The following is a 16,996-nucleotide window of genomic DNA, read 5'->3' as shown; positions in this document are numbered from 1 at the left end:
AAGGTAAGCCTCTACTCAGTAGTCTGATCCCATTCGGGTGCCGCTTCATCGAAGCAGCGACGCCCTGCCCTGACGGAAACCATGCCGTCGTATCTGCCCGGTCGAACAATCTCCGGGCAACCAGGACAGGGAGAAGGTTGCTGCAGTGAGCACGTCCATCGTCGGTTTGTACGACCCCGCAGATGACAAGAGCAGCTGCGGGGTCGGGTTCATCACGCGCAAGGACGGCGTGCAGACCCACGATGTCCTGATCAAGGGCCGCGAAGCGCTCTGCTCGGTTCCGCACCGCGGCGGTATGTCCTCCGAGGGCGTCGGCGACGGCGGCGGCGTCTCGGTGGACCTCTCCCTCCGGTTCTTCCGCAAGGTAACCGGGCGCCCCGACCTTCGCGCCGGACGCTTCTGCGTCGGCAACTTCTTCCTTCCGGACGACGACGCCCAGCACGCTCGCGCTGCCGCCCTGGTCGAACGTGAACTTCTCGATCGCGGTTTCACCACTCTCGCAGTGCGCGACGTCCCGGTCGACAACTCGGCGATTCGGCCGGCCGCGATCGCGCATCAACTTCCGGTCAGGCAGTGGATTTTCGAGGTCCCCACTCCGCGTCCCGAGCCTGCGGTAGTCGATCGCCTCGTGCACGAGGCCCTGCTCGCCATCGAGGCAATCGCGTACAACACGCCTGCACTACGCGGTTTGTACCCACTGTCCCTCAGCGCGAGGACTCAGGTTCTCAAGGGCCGCTTGAACTCCGACGAAGTGATCCCGTACTTCCGCGACCTGGTCGACCCCGATCACGCTGTCCACACGATGTACTTCCACACGCGGTTCTCGACCAACACGGACCCGCATCCCACGATGGCGCAGCCGTTCCGATTCATGGCTCACAACGGAGAACTGAACACCGACAAGAAGAATCGGCTCTCCGAAGCAGCGGTGGCAAGCGCAAAACGACGTGCGATCGTCCGTCCGCCCGGTCAGTCCGACAGTTGCCGACTCGATCAGACTCTGGAAGCACGCGTCATCGAGGACAGCGTCGATTTGGTGACAGCTGTGGTCTCGATGATGCCCCCTGCCTGGGAAAACGACACCACTCTCTCCCCCGCAGTGCGTGCGATGTTCGAGTACTTCTCGCTGTACGAGGAGAAGAACGACGGACCGGCAGCGCTCGTGTTCGGCGACGGCACCATCATCGGCGCCCGCCTGGACCGCCTCGGCCTGCGTCCACTTCGCACGATCGAGACACACGACTACGTGTGCGCATTCTCCGAAGCCGGACAGATCGCGTTCGCACCCGAGACGGTGATCCACCGTGGCCGCGTCGAGGCCGGCGGAATGCTGTACTTCGATCATCGCGATCGCCATACCTACACTGCCCGTGAAGCTCTGGAAAAGATCGCCGCACAACGCGACTACCGGTCTCTGCTGGAGCAGTCACGAATCCTGATCGAAGACATTCCCGCCGTACCTGCGGAGAAGGTCAGCTCACCGACGCGCTACAACGGAACGTTCGAGGTTCATCAGCGCTACATGGCGTACTCCCTGGATCAGGAGAGCTTCAAATTCTTGATGGATCCGATGCTCACGCACGGAGCCGAGAAGGTATCGGCCATGGGTTACGGCAACGCCATCAACGCGTTTTCCGATCGTGAAGGCGGTGTGGCACGCTACTTCTCGCAGCGATTCGCCCAGGTCACCAACCCTCCGCTGGACAGCATCCGGGAAGCGGACGGCATGACCCTCCGGGTTGCATTGGGCGCGAAGATGACCGCCGGACAGTCCAAGCAGATCGTCATCTCGTCGCCGATCCTCGGGCATCTGGACATGCTCAAGATCCGCGAACAGAAGCACACCCCGCATCGCCGATTCGAAATGCTCTACCCCGCCGCGGGTGACGCGCAGGCGATGGTTGACGCGATGACCGCGCTCGGCGACGCGGTTGTCGCCTTCGCGGCCGAACAGGGCGGAATCGCAGTCCTGACCGACCGGCACGTATCTCATGAGCGCGCAACGCTTCCCGCGATCATGGTCGTCGGAGCACTGAACCAACGCCTCATCGACGCAGGCCTGCGATTGCGTGTCTCTCTCATCGTGGAGAGTGGCCAGATCGAGTCCTCGCACCACGTTGCCGCTGCGCTCGGATTCGGTGCTTCCGCTGTCTACCCCTTGTCCGTTCAGTTGCGAGCCGAGGAGAAGTTCGCTGCCGACCCGGATGCCGCCTTCCGACGCTTCGCGAAGGCTGCCGAGAAGTCCCTCATGAAGACGATGGGACGCGTCGGCCTGTGCACTGTCGAGAGCTACATCGGCGGAGAATTCTTCGAACCCAACTTCCTCGATACGTCCGACCCTGTTCTGCGCCAGTGGTTCCCCAACATGAAGTCACCGGTGGGTGGCGTCGGTTTCGACACCGTCGCGGTGACCTCGAAGCAGTGGCACGAGCGTGCAAGTGAAGTCGAGGGTGAAAAGGACCTGCCACTGCTCGGCCTGTTCAAGGAGCGCGCAGACGGCGCGGGGCATTCGTTCGGTACCACCGCAGTCCGCAAGTACGTCGAACTCACCGAAGAGAAGATCGCGTTCGACAGTCCCTCAGGTACCGAACAATTCGATGCTCTACGCCTGCTTCCGCTCGGGCGACTCGACGATGCATTCCGCCTCGATGCCGGGGCCTACCGGGCAACGAGCTTCGACCGGTTGACCACCGAACAAATCGACGACTTCGACATCACCGCGGGGTACCGGGACTTTTCTACCGTTATGGCTGCGGAACGATCGCGTCGGCCCGCAGCGTTGCGCGACGTCATCTCTGTTCCCGCCGACGTCACGTTTGCGGTTACGACAGCCGAGTTCGCCGAGCAGATCAGCCGATTCTCGGTACGCGGCAACACTACGATCGTGATGCGCGGAGTCCAGTGTGAATCCGCCGCAGACGACCGGTACACGCTTAGCCTGGACGGTCCACTGGCCGGTGACAGCGCGCGAGTAAGAGCGCTCGGCGACGCTCTCTGCGCCACCTTTGCCGCCGATATCACCATTGAAGCCATCACACCGGATCTTGCGCTGAGGGCAACCGGCATCGGGGCAGAGTTCCTGTCCAAGCTGAGGGTCGCACCGGCAGGTGTTCCTCTCTCCGAGGTACAGAGCGCCAGCGACATCACCCCGAAGTTGGCGTCGGGTGCCATGAGTCATGGCGCACTGAACGCTCCGGCGCACGAAGCCGTCGCTCACGGCACGAACATGGTCGGCGCGATGTCCAACAGTGGCGAAGGCGGCGAACACCTTTCGCGCTACAACACGATTCGTGCGTCGCGCATCAAGCAGTTTGCATCCGGACGCTTCGGAATCTGGGCGGGATACCTCGCCGACCCGATGCTCGAAGAGATCGAGATCAAACTCGGCCAGGGCGCAAAACCCGGTGAGGGCGGGCAGCTTCCGGCCGCCAAGGTCACCGTAGACATTGCTGCCGCCCGCGGCGGAACGCCCGGCGTCGAACTGGTATCGCCTCCGCCGCACCACGACACCTACTCCATCGAGGACCTCGCTCAGCTCATACACGACTGCAAGGCAGCGCGTATCCGGGTGATCGTGAAGTTGGTGTCCTCGGAAGGAATCGGCACCATCGCCGTCGGTGTCGCCAAAGCCGGCGCCGACGTCATCAACGTCGCCGGAAACACCGGTGGCACCGGCGCCGCTTCGGTGACCAGCCTCAAGTACGCGGGCCGTGCGGCCGAGGTCGGTATCGCAGAGGTCCATCAAGCTTTGTGTGCCAACGGCCTTCGCCAGAAAGTCGTTCTGCGATGCTCGGGCGCGCATCAGACCGGCAGCGACATCATCACTTCCGCGCTACTGGGCGCAGACAGCTTCGAGTTCGGTACGTCTGCGCTGATGATGATGGGCTGCGTCATGGCCAAGAACTGCAACATCAAGTGTCCGGCCGGTCTGACCACCAACCCGGAACTGTTCGACGGCGATCCCCGCGCCATGGCGCAGTACCTTCTCAACATCGCTCACGAAACTCGGGAACTGCTCGCGAATCTGGGAATGCGATCCCTTCAGGAAGCGCGGGGTCGAACTGATCTCCTGCATCTGCTCGATCACCCGTCCATCGTCGGCAACCTGAATCTGGACGCGATGTTCGAGTCTGCCCCGGACATCACCGTCGACAATCCCGTGTACCTCGAGCGTGAGTACGCGCTCGACGAGAAGATCATGGACGAGGTTCGCACGGTGCTCTTCAACCGTGGCGAGGCCTCGGTCGCCGTGTCCGGACCTGAATTCGCCGAAGGTGCACTACACCTGGGTAACCGGAACAAGAGCGTCGGTGGGCAGTTGGCGATCGACCTCGAACGCGAACTCAACTACGGAGCGGCCGGCCTTCTCGCTCCGGGGGTACTGACTGACGAGCGTGGGCGACGATATCTGGCTCCGGGCAGCGTTCGCGTCCTGACGACCGGATCTGCGGGCCTCTCGTTCGGCGCATTCTGCAACGACGGCATGCACCTGGAACACACCGGGACATGTAACGACGGTGTCGGAAAGAGCATGAGCGGCGGTGTGATTGCCGTGCGCAGCCCAGGCGGCGGCTCCAGTGACGCCGGCGGAAACGTGTTGATCGGCAACTTCGCGCTCTTCGGCGCCACCGGCGGACGAGTGTTCGTCGAAGGTGAAGCAGGCGATCGCTTTGCCGTTCGCAACTCCGGCGCCAGTGCTGTCGTCGAAGGTGTCGGCGACTTCGCCGGCGAGTACATGACCAACGGTGCTGTCGTGAATCTCGGCGAGTTCGGCAAGGGTGTCGGCAACGGCATGAGCGGCGGGTTCTTCTACCAGTACGACCCTCGCGGCGAACTGGCACTGCGAGCAAGTACCGATTCCGTACTGCTGGGTTCGATCACCGCTGCGACCGATCCTCTGGCCGCCGTCCACAACCACGCGGTACAACTCCTGCTCGAACTGCATGTGGAAGCAACGGGATCCGCGCTCGGAACCCGACTACTCGAGAACTGGGAAGTCGAACAGCACTCGTTCGTCTACGCCATGCCCAAGGCATTGATGCTTTACCAGGACAGCGATGCAATCCTGGCTGCGAAGTCGCACAAAGAGCTTCTCGAAGAATTGGCGTCCGCCATCGCAGCACGTCAGGTCCGCACGTTCAAACTCGCAGTGCGCGATGGGCGCCCCGCACTGAACGGAGCAGTCCCCGCCTATGGCGAGACCGATACCGCGACAATGTATGCGCTGCTCAGTGCGTACACCGTGCTTCACTTCGCACAACAACTCGCCGCCGCCCGCACGCCGGGTGCGTCCGGACCCGACGATCCAGCAGTGCAGAAGGCGGCCCGAAACCTGGTGCTGACCGAGGACTTCGCCCTCGTCCAGCACTTGGTCAAGTACTCGAAAGAGATTCTCGCCGGCTACGACGACGAACAGTTGGCTGCGTTGATTGCAGCCAAGCGCGTCGACGACTACAAACAGGCGCTGAGCCTGCGCAACGTGTTGGCCATGGACAGCCCGGCGACGTACGGGTGGATTCTGTTTCAAGACAACAAGAATCGGGACAAGCTCGGATCGCTGCCGAACTTCGACGAACTGTTCGCTTCGCGCACGATCCCCGACCTCGTGTCCTGACCTCCTCCCCCGAACGTAGGTGAGCTTCAAAATGGAAATCCCGTTCATCCCCGAATACGCACCGTTCACCGGCGACCAACGCGCGTGGCTTTCCGGATTCCTGGCCGGTCTACACTCACGAACTGTCATGCCCGGTCAAACCGGTGCTGCAACAGCGACAGTGGAGAGAACTGCCGGCGCGGCAGTGCACATCCTCTACGGAAGCCAGACCGGCAACGCGGAGTCCGTGGCCGAAGACGCGGCCGCAGCTGCTCGTGCCCACGGTCTCGAACCACTTGTCGCGGGTCTGGACACCGTGGATATCAATGCACTTTCCGCCATGCGCCGGGTGCTCGTCATCACCTCCACCTACGGCGAGGGCGAGATGCCTGACAACGCGCAGCTGTTCTGGGATGCAGTCGAATCCGAGAGTGCGCCCCGGCTGGAGGGTCTCTACTTCGGAGTACTCGCACTCGGTGACACCAGCTACGACGGCTACTGCCAGTCGGGAAAGAACATCGACGCCCGATTCGAAGCACTCGGCGGGTCCCGGGTTGTCGACCGCACCGATTGCGACGTCGACTACGAGGATCCGGCGGCCGAGTGGATCGTTCGGGCGGTCGCTGCGGTAGCCGGTGTCGACGGTGATGCGGGGGCCGCTGCCTCGCCGGTTGCGTCCACTCCGACGAAGACCAAGTCCCAGTGGACTCGCAAGAACCCTTATCCTGCAACCGTCCTCGCCAACCGACTGTTGTCCGGCGAGGACTCCGCCAAGGAAGTCCGCCACTTCACCTTTGCGCTCGGCGAGGACGGTCTGGACTACGAGGCCGGAGATGGATTGGGCATCCGCCCGATCAACGACCCCGCTCTCGTCGAGGCGATCATCCTTCAGCTCGGTGCGAGCAGTGACTACGTCGTCACCGCGAAGGACGGCTCGTCCGCACCGTTGGACCAGGTGTTGACCAGCGACTACGAGATCTCGATTCCCTCGCGCGACTTGATCGAAGACATCGCCCGACGCAGTGGCGACGCCGAACTGCAGCACATTCTCGACACGGAAGATCGGGAAGCGCTCGATGCGTGGCTGTGGGGCAAGGACGTTCTCGATCTCCTGCAGTTCGACAACAGCATTCGCTTGAATCCCGAAGATCTGCTTGCACTTCTGCGCCCGCTGCAACATCGGGTCTATTCGATCTCCTCCAGCCCGCTGGCCCACGACGGCACCGTGCATCTGACGGTAGCGAGTGTGCGCTACCGCTCGGGCGAGCGGGACCGCGGCGGCGTCTGCTCGACGTACCTGGCGGACCGCGTCGGCGAGGGAGATCGGGTCGGAGTTTTTGTCTCCAAGAACAATTCGTTCCGCCTACCTGCCGATGACACTGCTCCCGTCGTGATGATCGGACCCGGCACCGGTATCGCACCCTTCCGTGCTTTCCTGCACGAGCGTCGCGCACGCAACGCGTCGGGGCAGAATTGGCTTTTCTTCGGCGATCAGCATCAGTCGAGTGACTTCATCTACGAGGACGAGTTGAACGGTCTGACCCGTGACGGTGTCCTGACGCGTCTCGATCTGGCATTCTCGCGTGATCAGTCCGAGAAGGTCTACGTCCAGACTCGTATGCGCGAGCATGGCCGAGACTTGTTCGACTGGCTCGAAAACGGTGCGCACGTGTACGTCTGCGGCGACGCGACCCGGATGGCAAAGGACGTCGACGACGCGTTGCACGAGGTGGTCGCCGAGCACGGTGGGTTGGATGCGGACGCCGCCGAGGATTACGTCAACAACCTCAAACGATCGAAGCGGTATCTACGGGATGTCTACTGAGATGTGCCCGCACCGTGGCGAATGCCGTTGCGCAGCTTTGGCGCGCATGTCGGACCTGGACGCACTGCTTGCGCGTCCAGGGTTCCGCGGCGGACTGATCGACACCACACCTGAGGTAGTCGGCAAAATGTTGCCGCTCTTGGACGACGCCGTAGCGATCACCGTTGCAGGTCCGGTGGCTGTCAACGACTCGGGCAAGTACGCCGTTCCAACAGTTCCCGGCGATCCGCTGGTCTGCACGCCGGGACTTGTCTCCCTACGTTTGAAGCCTTCCGCCCTCGGTTCGGTGGTGACCACTGACGCAGAACAGCACCTGCCCCCGACGCTTCGGATGTTCGATACCCACGGATCGAGTTCACACACTACGTATTTGACCCCGACCTCGGATCGTCTCGCCTTCGAAGCGATGCGAACTGCGCCCAACACTGTGAGGGAAACAAGCCCTCCCGCCCAGACATCGAATACTCCCGCCTTTTGGGCCGAGGCCGATCAGCTGACACAGCTCGACTTCATCCTCGCGGACAGCGGCAGCGAACGTCGTAGCGGCTTGGTCGCTCTGGGTGCCCTCGGCTACCGGAGAATCGATCCTCACCTCATGGCTGCCGGGATGGAGCACCTGTCCTACCATCAACTACCCGTCACGACAGTCGTCGCCGGCAACGGCTGCCTGCAGATTCACCGCGGTCACCTCGACGCCGCAGCCATGTTCGGCGGGACATTGACTCTAGCCTCGGACACCTGCCGAACGATGATCGATCTGAACGGCGTCTCGGAGTGTTGGCTGACCTGCACCCACGGAGTGCACGGTTTGACGACGTCTGTCGAGGTGTACGACTTCCGCCGCAAGTGCGTAGCCGTGTTCACTCAGACTGGCCCAACCGAATCCGCGGTCATGGCCGTATGGGAAGACGTCATGAGTTCAATTTCGGCCGCATCCTGAAGACCGAAGTACGACCCATTCGGGTGTAAGAAATCGGCGCATCGCGATAACTGGACGTGACGACCGAAGCCTAGCCTTGGGTTTCGGTCATTTGTCGTGTCTGCACGCGGACGCTGATTCAAGGAGTTATCCATGCCCCGCCCTCTCGTCGAACCGTCGCTGGTCCCGGCTTTGCGCCCGGCGCTGCCTGCATTGGCCGCCGGGGTGCTCGCGGCGGCAGCGTCAGGGGTCGCGATGCTCGGTGCGCTCTGGAGCGTCGTGCAACTCATCGGTGAACCGTCGATGACTTGGGCCGGGTGGGCATGTGGGCTGTGGCTCACCGGGGTAACGCTCGCGGCCACGTCGTCGTGGCTCTCGCATCACGCCGAGTCGCTCTTCGAGGCCAGGCTTCGACGCCAGCTCGCAGCTCATCTCGTTCGACTGCCCGCAAGCACGCTGTCCCGCTACAGCGGAGACGCACTGAGGAGGCTCGTTTCGGACGACATCTCGGCGCTGCACCATATGACTGCGCACCTACCGGCCGAGTTCGCGACACTGATCGTGGTCCCGGCGGTCACGATCGCGGTACTGGTTGCCTCAGCCGGCCCCGTAGCGCTTCTCGCTCTCGCTCCCGGCATCGTGGCAGCACTGTTCTACTTGTTCGTAATCCCCAGAATGGCCGCTCGGCACAGCGCCGAAAGTGCGGATGTCATGGGCGGCATCGTGACCGCCGTGGACGACTATGCCCGCGGTATCCACGTCTGCCGGATCTACGGCGCGCAGACCGGCGCTGCCGCCGACTATGCAGAATCGACAGCACGGTTCACCCGGGGAATGCAGGAGCGCGTTCGACTCGTGGCTACCCCCGCGGCCGTCGCGGTTGCCCTCATGCAGGCGACGGCGACGTTCGCGATCGCCTATGCAGTCGGATATCGCTGGGATGCAACGACATTGGCCGCCACTATTCTCTTCAGCCTCGCAATCGTGACACCGGCCCTGCGGCTCGGGCACGGCCTCGACTACGTCGCGGCTGGACGCGCTGCTGCAGTCCGGCTCGCCGCTGCCCTGGACGAACCCACCCTCCCTGCCGGTGAAGCACTCACCGTTCCGGCGTCGAGTCCCTCCGACCGCCTGGAGATCGTCGACCTGACTGTCATGATCGCGGACCGCAGAGTCGTCGACGGCGTCACGCATGCATTCCGCCCAGCCGCGATCACTGCGATCACGGGACCGAGTGGAGCGGGCAAGTCGACGCTCCTGAAAGCACTGGCCGGCTTCGAGATCCCGGAACTCGGTACCGTCCGCTACGCGGGCCAGAGCGTCCTCACGATCGACGAGAACCTGCGGCCACAGTCCATTCTGCTCACACCCCAAGGCGCAGACGTGTTGCCGGCCACGGTGCGCGAGAACATCGCACTGTCCGCCCCCGATACAACGGACGCGGAATACAACGCCGCACTACGCCGGGCACAGATCGACATCAGCCTCGACACCGACGCCACTTCACTCTCCGGCGGAGAACGTCAGCGAGTCGGGCTCGCTCGGGTATTCCTCTCACCCGCAGCAGTACTGCTGCTCGACGAGCCGACCAGTGCGCTCGACGATCGGACAGCGGCCGAACTGCTGAAGGAACTGCGCCACTTCGCGCACGCTGAAGGGAAGACGATCGTGATCGTCACCCACGACCCTGCTCTTGCAGACGACGCCGACGATCGACTCGACCTCGACAGTCCCAACTCGCACAACGCCGCCTCGCGTAATGCCGCCCTGACTGGAGCCGAATAATGAACAGCGCCAATGCAGCCCGTCGCCGCTTGATCACCATCGGATTCGGTTGGGTGTCCGTTGCTGTCCTCGAGGCGATCGCGTACACCACCCTCGCCCTCTCGATCGCTGATCACCGGTCGCCGGTTCTCGTGCTGGCCACGGCCGCAATCGCTCTCTTCGTGACCGTCCTGGTCTCGCGGGGTGGTTACTTCACCGGGGCTCGACTCGTCGGCGATCTCTACGATGCGCTCGGCGACGCCTTCGCCCGCACCAAGCTGTCGTGGTTCACCGACGACAACCGGGCGCTGCTCGCCACCGTCGCCGGGCGCGGAATCCCGTCACTGATGAGCGTTCCCGCGCACCAACTTCAGACCTTCCTCGTTACGCCGCTGATTCCGCTGCTCCTGCTTCCTGGGATCGCGGTCGTCGCGGGGCTAGGCGTCATGCTGCTGGTCGGCGGACTGCTCGCAGTGTCGCTCGCGGCTCAGACGCTCGCCCAACGCGCTCTCAGCCAAGCGGACGCGCGCCGGCACGAGGCCGAACTCGCAGCAACGCAGTCGACTCTCGAGCTCACCGATCATCTCGAATTACTGCGCACGGCAGCCGGTCCCACACGTTCTGTCGAACGTATCGAGAGAAGTTGGCGGGATCAGGAAACCGCGCTTGCACGGACCAATCTCGCCGCGGCACCAGCGACATTCATCTCGGCGATCGCCACTATTGTGCCGCTGGCAGGCGCAGTGATCTTCCTCGCCGCCACCGGATTCGACGATCCCGCAGCCGCTCTAGCGCTCGTCATCCTCACCGCCCGCGCCGCTGCCCCGCTCGACGAACTCGCTCTGGCCGGAATCGGAGTCAATGAACTGCGTGCAACGGTTCGCGATTATCGGGCCGCGACTTCGGCTCCCGCACTACCCGAGCCCGCGTCCCAGGACGCCGCGCGCCCTGTTGGAACTGACATCAAGGTCGTAGGAGTGGACCACGCTCCGGTTCTGCGCGGCATCAACGCGGAGATCCCCGCCGGGGAGCGTGTTCTCGTCGCAGGGCGCTCGGGTACGGGGAAGAGCACCCTTCTCGGGCTGCTCATGCGCTTCGACGACCCGGACCAAGGCAGCGTCACTCTGGGTGGAGTTTCATTGCGCGACTTGCCATATGACGACCTGGCTACTCACATCGGCTACGTGCCACAAGATCCACTCATGTTCTCGGGCACGCTCGGCGAGAACATCGGACTGGGAAGACCGGGCGCTACCGAAACCGAGATCGAGGACGCCGCAAGGCGCGCTGCCCTCGGCGCCGTTCTCGACCGCTCGGCGCTCGGCATTCATCAGGACATCGGTCACCAGGGAACCGCTCTCTCCGGTGGCGAACGTCAGCGGGTGGCGATCGCTCGCGCCTTCCTCAAAGACGCTCCCGTCCTGGTGCTCGACGAGGCTACTTCGGCTCTCGACGAGGGCACCGAGCGCCGCATCGCCGGCGCCGTGCGGGAATTGGCGGCTACCGTCTTCGTCGTCACCCACCGCGACCCCGCCATCTGGGAGCCCACCCGCACGATCACGCTCTGACATCGCAAGCCCTAGTGCTCGCGTTGCAGTCCTTCTACTTCGGCAGGTGTACGACGGACAACCCTTGCAGGCGATCCAGCAGCAACGACGTGATCGGGAATGTCATGCAAAACCACACTTCCGGCACCGATCACGGCGTTATGACCGATCGAAACTCCTGCACCGACGGTGACGGAGGCACCGAGCCACGTGTTCTCGCCGATGACGATCGGAGCGGCTCGCTCCCATCCCTCGCGGCGCCGTCGATGATCATCGACAGGGTGCAACGCTGTCATCAGCTGGGCTCCAGGCCCGATCCTCACGTCCGCACCGATCGTGATCAGCGCATCATCCATGAAGAACCCGTTCGCGTTGACGAATGCGTTGGCTCCAAGCCGAATGTTGTGTCCGTAGCTGCATTGGAACCGCGGCACCACCAAAGCTCCGTCACCTACCTCACCAAAAAGGCTAGCGAGAGCCCGTGAGCGGACAGCATCGTCGTCCGCCGCAGCCCCATTGAACGAGTCGAGCCGACGCCAACACTCGAGCCGCCGTTCCCGCAGCTCGTCATCATCGAGATACCACTCGCCACGAGCAAGCCGATCCGCCTGTTCTCCCACCCGCGGATCGTCGCACACCGCGCCACCGCACTCCGACTGGGCACACCGCACCCCATCGAGCGCTATAACAGGGCGGCTCCAATGCAGCCCGGACGGCGAACGAGATCGCACACCTTTACCGCCGGACCGATCACCCCAGGTTGCGCGACTTTTTTTGTCCATCGGTGACCCCAACCCGGGATACCTTCTGTTCGAACAACCCGTCGCCACACAATCATGTGGCGACGGGTGAGTGCTTTCCGTTCTCCAGTTGTCCGTCTACAGCTTCGCGCTGATGAGCGGCACGATATGTTCAGCCGCCCACATCGTTCCGATCGGACCACCACTCGTGATTGCCCACAGAACGTCGCCGCCATCTGCGGTACGCGGTGGCAGACCAACCCAATGACCGGAGGACACAGCGCCGAGTGCTTGGAAGAGCTTCCCGCCGGTCAGCTTGTCGAAATCCTCTTCGCTGCCAGCGGCGCTGCGGCCGATCAGCAGGAAATCCGCATCGATGTTCTCGAGAAGTTCCTCTCCGACCGTGCTCTGAGTGACGAACTCCTTCGCACGCGGATTCTCGGCGAAACCAAGCTCACCCAGGAATGTTGCCGGCGCCGAACCTGGCGCTGAAAGATACTGCAGCCCATTGCCGGTGCCGTAGAAGATCGCCCAAGTCGCAGTCAGACCCGCGAGTTGCGGGTTCTCCTCACGCACTTTGGCGAAGTACTGATCATGCTCTGCCACAATCTTTTCAGCCGTATTCGAGAGATCGAGGGTCTCGCCCAGAACACGGATCGACTCCTTCCACGGCACGAGCATCCGCGACTTCGTGTCGGGGCTCGTCACCACCGGTGCGATGGAGGACAAACGCTCGTAGTAATCACCCATGGACAAACCACCCAGGCCGTCAGCCCAGCCGACGGCGACGATGAGGTCCGGTTCGCTCGCGGCGATCGCTTCGACGGGAAGTGTTCCGCCCATCGCGAACTCGAAGGTGTCGAGATCCTCTGCGTCGTAAGGCAACAAGTACGACTGGGAAGCCGATTCCTTCACCATCGACGAGGAGAGGACGGGTTTGACGCCGAGCGCGAGGAGCATTTCCGTGTCGACGGCATTGGGCACGATGGCGGCGATCCGCTCCGGTCGCTTCTCGAGAATACTTGTACCGTATGGCGATTCGAGGGTCAGCGGGTAGGTAGTCGTTCCTTCCGCAGCGGGCAGGGCGTTCCCCTCCGAACCGGGAGAGGATGCCGTTTTCGAGTCTTCGGCCGAGGCCGAGCACCCGGTTACGAGGAGCGCTGCGGCGAGCGCGGCCCCGATCAGTCCGGTGATCCGTGATCGTCTGGTGCGCAGGACTGTCATTTCTGCCTTTCGGTGTTATCGAGCACTTTCGGTGTTGCTGAGGTGAAGGGTGTTGGGTGAGCGATGGAGCCAGGTCAGGAATCTGCCCGAACGGCCCCGCCGCGTTTCCAGTAGCCGGTGAAATCGATGTGGGTCTTCGCAATTCCTCGATCACGAATCAAATGACGCCGAAGCGAGCGAACCGTCGCCTGTTCGCCTGCAAGCCAAGCGAATACGCGTCCGTCAGGCCATTCGGCAGCACTGACCGCGTCGAGCAACAAAGTAGTAGCGCCGGGCTCGACCCCCTCGCGCGTCAACCACGTGACACTCACCCCGGACAACTCGCGCACCGATTGGATGTGAGCCGAGTCCGCAATTTCGACGAACACATGCCCCCTGGCATCGGCGGGCAATTCCTCGAGCAGACGTGCGATCGCCGGCAACGCGGTCTCGTCACCGACGGCCAGCAGATACTCGTAATCTTCCGGGAGTCCCTGCGATACAGAGGGGCCCGCGATGTGCATTCGGTCGCCCGGGCCGGCGTCCCGCGCCCAGGTGGTAGCCACTCCGTCGCCGTGAACGACGAAATCGACGTCGAGTTCCCTTGTTTGCGGATCGTAGCGGCGCACGGTGTATGCGCGGGCAAGCGGACGGCGCCCCGCAGCGAAAGTCACACTGCCGTCGACCATTACCGGCAGGACCGGGTCGGATTCGCCGGGGTAGGTGAACAGCAACCGGATGTCGTCGTCGAAGCCCGTACTCGCGAAGGCGGGTTCGGCAATTCCGTCGGCGTTGGTGAAGGTGTCGAGTTGGGCTCCGGTGAGCGTCACTCTCCACATGCCCGGCGTCACCTCTGTCACCCGATGTACCTCGAGTTCACGCAAGGTAACGGGGTACGCCGTTGTCGGACGGGTGTTTCGGGGCACGGAAAGTCTCCTCGGAAGCGCACAGACGGGGGTCCGGCCCACGTTCGATCACGACGGGAGGGCCAATAAATAAAGCTAGCCTGCCCTAATCAGTTAGGGTTATCCGTGCGTGCCGACTTCTTACACTCATCGGTCGGCTGGAAGAGAATGCATCGACGTCGGGAGGGCATCGTGGGACCACGGTTGGTGTTCCCCGCAGGCGAAGTCCCCGAGATCCCCGCTGCTCGGCTCGCCTCGACCGCGAATGAACGCGAGCCACTGCTGTTCTGGGTACATACCGGGCGCGCAGAATTGCAGATCAGCGGCCGTACCCGCAGTGTGACTGCGGGGGCGGCAATCTGGGTACCGGCGGGAATCGCGTACAGCATCCGGGTCGATCCGGGCGCGGTCGCATTTCCCATCCCACTGCCCGCGGCCGACCTGCCGCCCGCGTTGAACCGGGTCATCGACTTCGAGATCCCAGCAGACTGGCAGGACTGGCTCGTCCACCAATTCGCGCACAACTTGGGATTTCTTCGGGGTGAGACGGCAGCGGGAGCCGGACTGATCGAGCTTGTCGCGGGTGTTCACTCCGACGCGGACGACAACTCCCCGTCATACTCGCCACCGCGCTTGCCACGCTCGGCCGAAACCCTCGAGATCGCACGCACGCTGCTGCGGACGCCATCCGACGACACCGAACTTTCCCGGTTCGCCCAGCAACTCAAGATCGGTGTCCGCACCCTGCAGCGCCGATTCACCGAGGAAACGGGATTGTCATTCGTGCGCTGGCGTACTTCGGCCCGGATCGCGGCAGCGACCTCATATCTGGCCGCCGGCCGCGAAATCGGCTGGACGGGTAGCCAGGTCGGATTCGCGACACCCGCGGGCTTCACCCGCGCCTTCCGAGAACACACCGGCATGACACCCACCGACTACGCACGCGCCAACCGGCGCCCGACGCCGCCCCGTGAAGACGAGACCCTGGCACAGGGCGTTGCATTGTTGTCCGAAGAAGGCGCCCGGTCAGGATCGGCACCAGCACCCCCGACGATCCCCGCAAGTGGAACGTGGGCACGGGTCAACGACTTTCACGTCGTTGTCTGGATCTACCGAGGCTCCGCCCGGGTCACTTTCGGCGACCGAACCTGGAATCTGCGACGGGGTGACGCGATGTGGCTTCCCGCTGGAGTGCGCAACAGCGTCGAGATCGCGGAAGGCTCTTTGTTACTTCCCCTCGGATCCCAGCCGGGCGCCTCTCCCGTCACCGCACCGCCCCCACGTGTGCTGCACTTCACGCGCGAAGCGCAGGCGTATCTGCTGCACACGGTGGTCGCGAATTACACCCACCTGCGCCCCGAGATCCACGACCCCGCCCGGATCGCGAGGCTGATTCGAAGTGCCGCGGCAGTGCCCCTACCCAGCGGCGATCAGGCCGATCCAGTCGAAACGATCCTTGCCGCACTCCGGAAGAACCCCGCCGATTCGCGCACGCTGCCGGATTGGAGCGCTCGGCTCGGCGTCAACGAGGACATGCTCCTCAAAGACTTCGTAGCGGCCACCGGCCAGAGCTTCCCGCGCTGGCGCGGTCAGTTGCGGATGACCCTCGCCCGCGCTTATCTCGAGGAGGGCCTCGCGGCCGGAGAGACTGCCCGTCGACTCGGCTACGCGCACGCGTCCGGATTCACCAAGGTCTTCATCGCGGCTCACGGCATGTCGCCGCGGGATTACCAGCGCCGCGGGTGGCGGGGCGCTCCCGAAGGACTCATCGACCCGTGAACCTCCGTCGGATTCACATCTACCGCTCGTCGCCGCCCTTGGATTCCGGCGACAGGGCCGGGAACCAGATGTCGGTCAGAACCTCGGCCGCCTGCACCCGAGTCACGTCGATCGTCCCCTGCACGGCCCAGCGTGTGAAGAATCGCTCCAGCTGGCTCACGAGCAATTCGACGCGCAACCTCGCCTCGTCATGCTGTTCCACCGGCCACCGACCCAGATACTTGGGCATGGCATTCGGTAGTTCGGTCATACCGTCTCGCGCTGTCTCGCGGAACTCCGGTTCGAGTGCCACGGCCTCGTCCCACGCCGGCAGCAGGCGCTTGTTCTCGTCGAACCAGTCGAAGGCACGCTCCAGCCACGCAGTGAACTCCACGCGAGAGTTCGTGTCGAGGACCCGATCGAGATCGATGTAGAAAGCGAACGCACTCGCCGCCATCCCGGCCGCGCCGATCGTCTTGAGCATCTCCACCTTGCTGGCGAAATGCACGTAGAACGTGGCTCTACTGCATCCGACGACCGAGGAGATGTCGTCGACCGTGACAGCCGCGTATCCCCGTTCCTCGAACAGAGTGCGTGCGGCGTCCACGAGTTTGGCCCGCGTCGCGCGTTTCTGCTCGTCGCGAAGGGTTCCCCGCCTGTTCTTCGGGCCATCGGTAGTCGTGCTCACGTCGCCCACCTTGCTCGCATTTCGACTTCCTGGCAAATCACCGACTCACCGTCA

General features: G+C 63.5%; 10 protein-coding genes. 6 read left to right on the top strand and 4 right to left on the bottom strand.

The genetic code is table 11. The features are described from left to right. Positions 1-145 precede the first annotated feature (145 nt). From QMA15_RS27860 to QMA15_RS27840, 5 genes are all read left to right on the top strand, one after another. Entirely contained in the window at positions 146-5,614 is a 5,469-nt protein-coding gene (locus tag QMA15_RS27860; protein ID WP_279163424.1) for a glutamate synthase-related protein, read from the top strand. Positions 5,615-5,645: 31 nt separating this feature from the next. Continuing rightward, entirely contained in the window at positions 5,646-7,418 is a 1,773-nt protein-coding gene (locus QMA15_RS27855) for a sulfite reductase subunit alpha (RefSeq protein ID WP_279163423.1), read from the top strand. A 46-nt stretch (positions 7,419-7,464) separates the two neighbouring features. Further along, complete coding sequence (locus tag QMA15_RS27850) at positions 7,465-8,358, top strand: hypothetical protein (RefSeq protein WP_279163422.1); 894 nt, start codon at positions 7,465-7,467, stop codon at positions 8,356-8,358. Between the two features lie 132 nt (positions 8,359-8,490). Beyond that, complete coding sequence (locus QMA15_RS27845) at positions 8,491-10,122, top strand: ABC transporter ATP-binding protein (RefSeq protein WP_279163421.1); 1,632 nt, start codon at positions 8,491-8,493, stop codon at positions 10,120-10,122. Next, the gene (locus QMA15_RS27840; RefSeq protein ID WP_021345952.1) at positions 10,122-11,669 is read left to right on the top strand and encodes an ABC transporter ATP-binding protein; all 1,548 of its coding nucleotides are present in this window, start codon (positions 10,122-10,124) and stop codon (positions 11,667-11,669) included. The genes QMA15_RS27845 and QMA15_RS27840 overlap by 1 nt, the downstream gene beginning before the upstream one ends. 11 nt (positions 11,670-11,680) lie before the next feature. Here QMA15_RS27840 and QMA15_RS27835 read toward each other — a convergent pair whose 3' ends face one another. The 3 genes from QMA15_RS27835 to QMA15_RS27825 form a co-directional block, all read right to left on the bottom strand. Beyond that, a complete protein-coding gene (locus QMA15_RS27835) occupies positions 11,681-12,268 on the bottom strand; it encodes a sugar O-acetyltransferase (protein ID WP_037137108.1) in 588 nt (195 codons plus the stop codon). A gap of 258 nt (positions 12,269-12,526) precedes the next feature. Beyond that, the gene (locus QMA15_RS27830; RefSeq protein ID WP_279163420.1) at positions 12,527-13,612 is read right to left on the bottom strand and encodes an ABC transporter substrate-binding protein; all 1,086 of its coding nucleotides are present in this window, start codon (positions 13,610-13,612) and stop codon (positions 12,527-12,529) included. A 74-nt stretch (positions 13,613-13,686) separates the two neighbouring features. Further along, the gene (locus QMA15_RS27825) at positions 13,687-14,517 is read right to left on the bottom strand and encodes a siderophore-interacting protein (protein WP_290287558.1); all 831 of its coding nucleotides are present in this window, start codon (positions 14,515-14,517) and stop codon (positions 13,687-13,689) included. 171 nt (positions 14,518-14,688) lie between these two features. Between QMA15_RS27825 and QMA15_RS27820 the strand changes: the two genes are divergently transcribed. Beyond that, positions 14,689-16,275, top strand: a complete 1,587-nt coding sequence (locus QMA15_RS27820; RefSeq protein ID WP_290287556.1) for a helix-turn-helix domain-containing protein — start codon at positions 14,689-14,691, stop codon at positions 16,273-16,275. A gap of 19 nt (positions 16,276-16,294) precedes the next feature. Here QMA15_RS27820 and QMA15_RS27815 read toward each other — a convergent pair whose 3' ends face one another. Beyond that, entirely contained in the window at positions 16,295-16,951 is a 657-nt protein-coding gene (locus QMA15_RS27815; protein WP_019745884.1) for a TetR/AcrR family transcriptional regulator, read from the bottom strand. Positions 16,952-16,996 lie beyond the last annotated feature (45 nt).

It is taken from the genome of Rhodococcus sp. APC 3903, from assembly GCF_030407755.1.
GTDB classification, from domain to species: Bacteria; Actinomycetota; Actinomycetes; order Mycobacteriales; family Mycobacteriaceae; genus Rhodococcus_F; species Rhodococcus_F erythropolis.
This window is presented reverse-complemented; position numbering and strand designations above follow the sequence as displayed.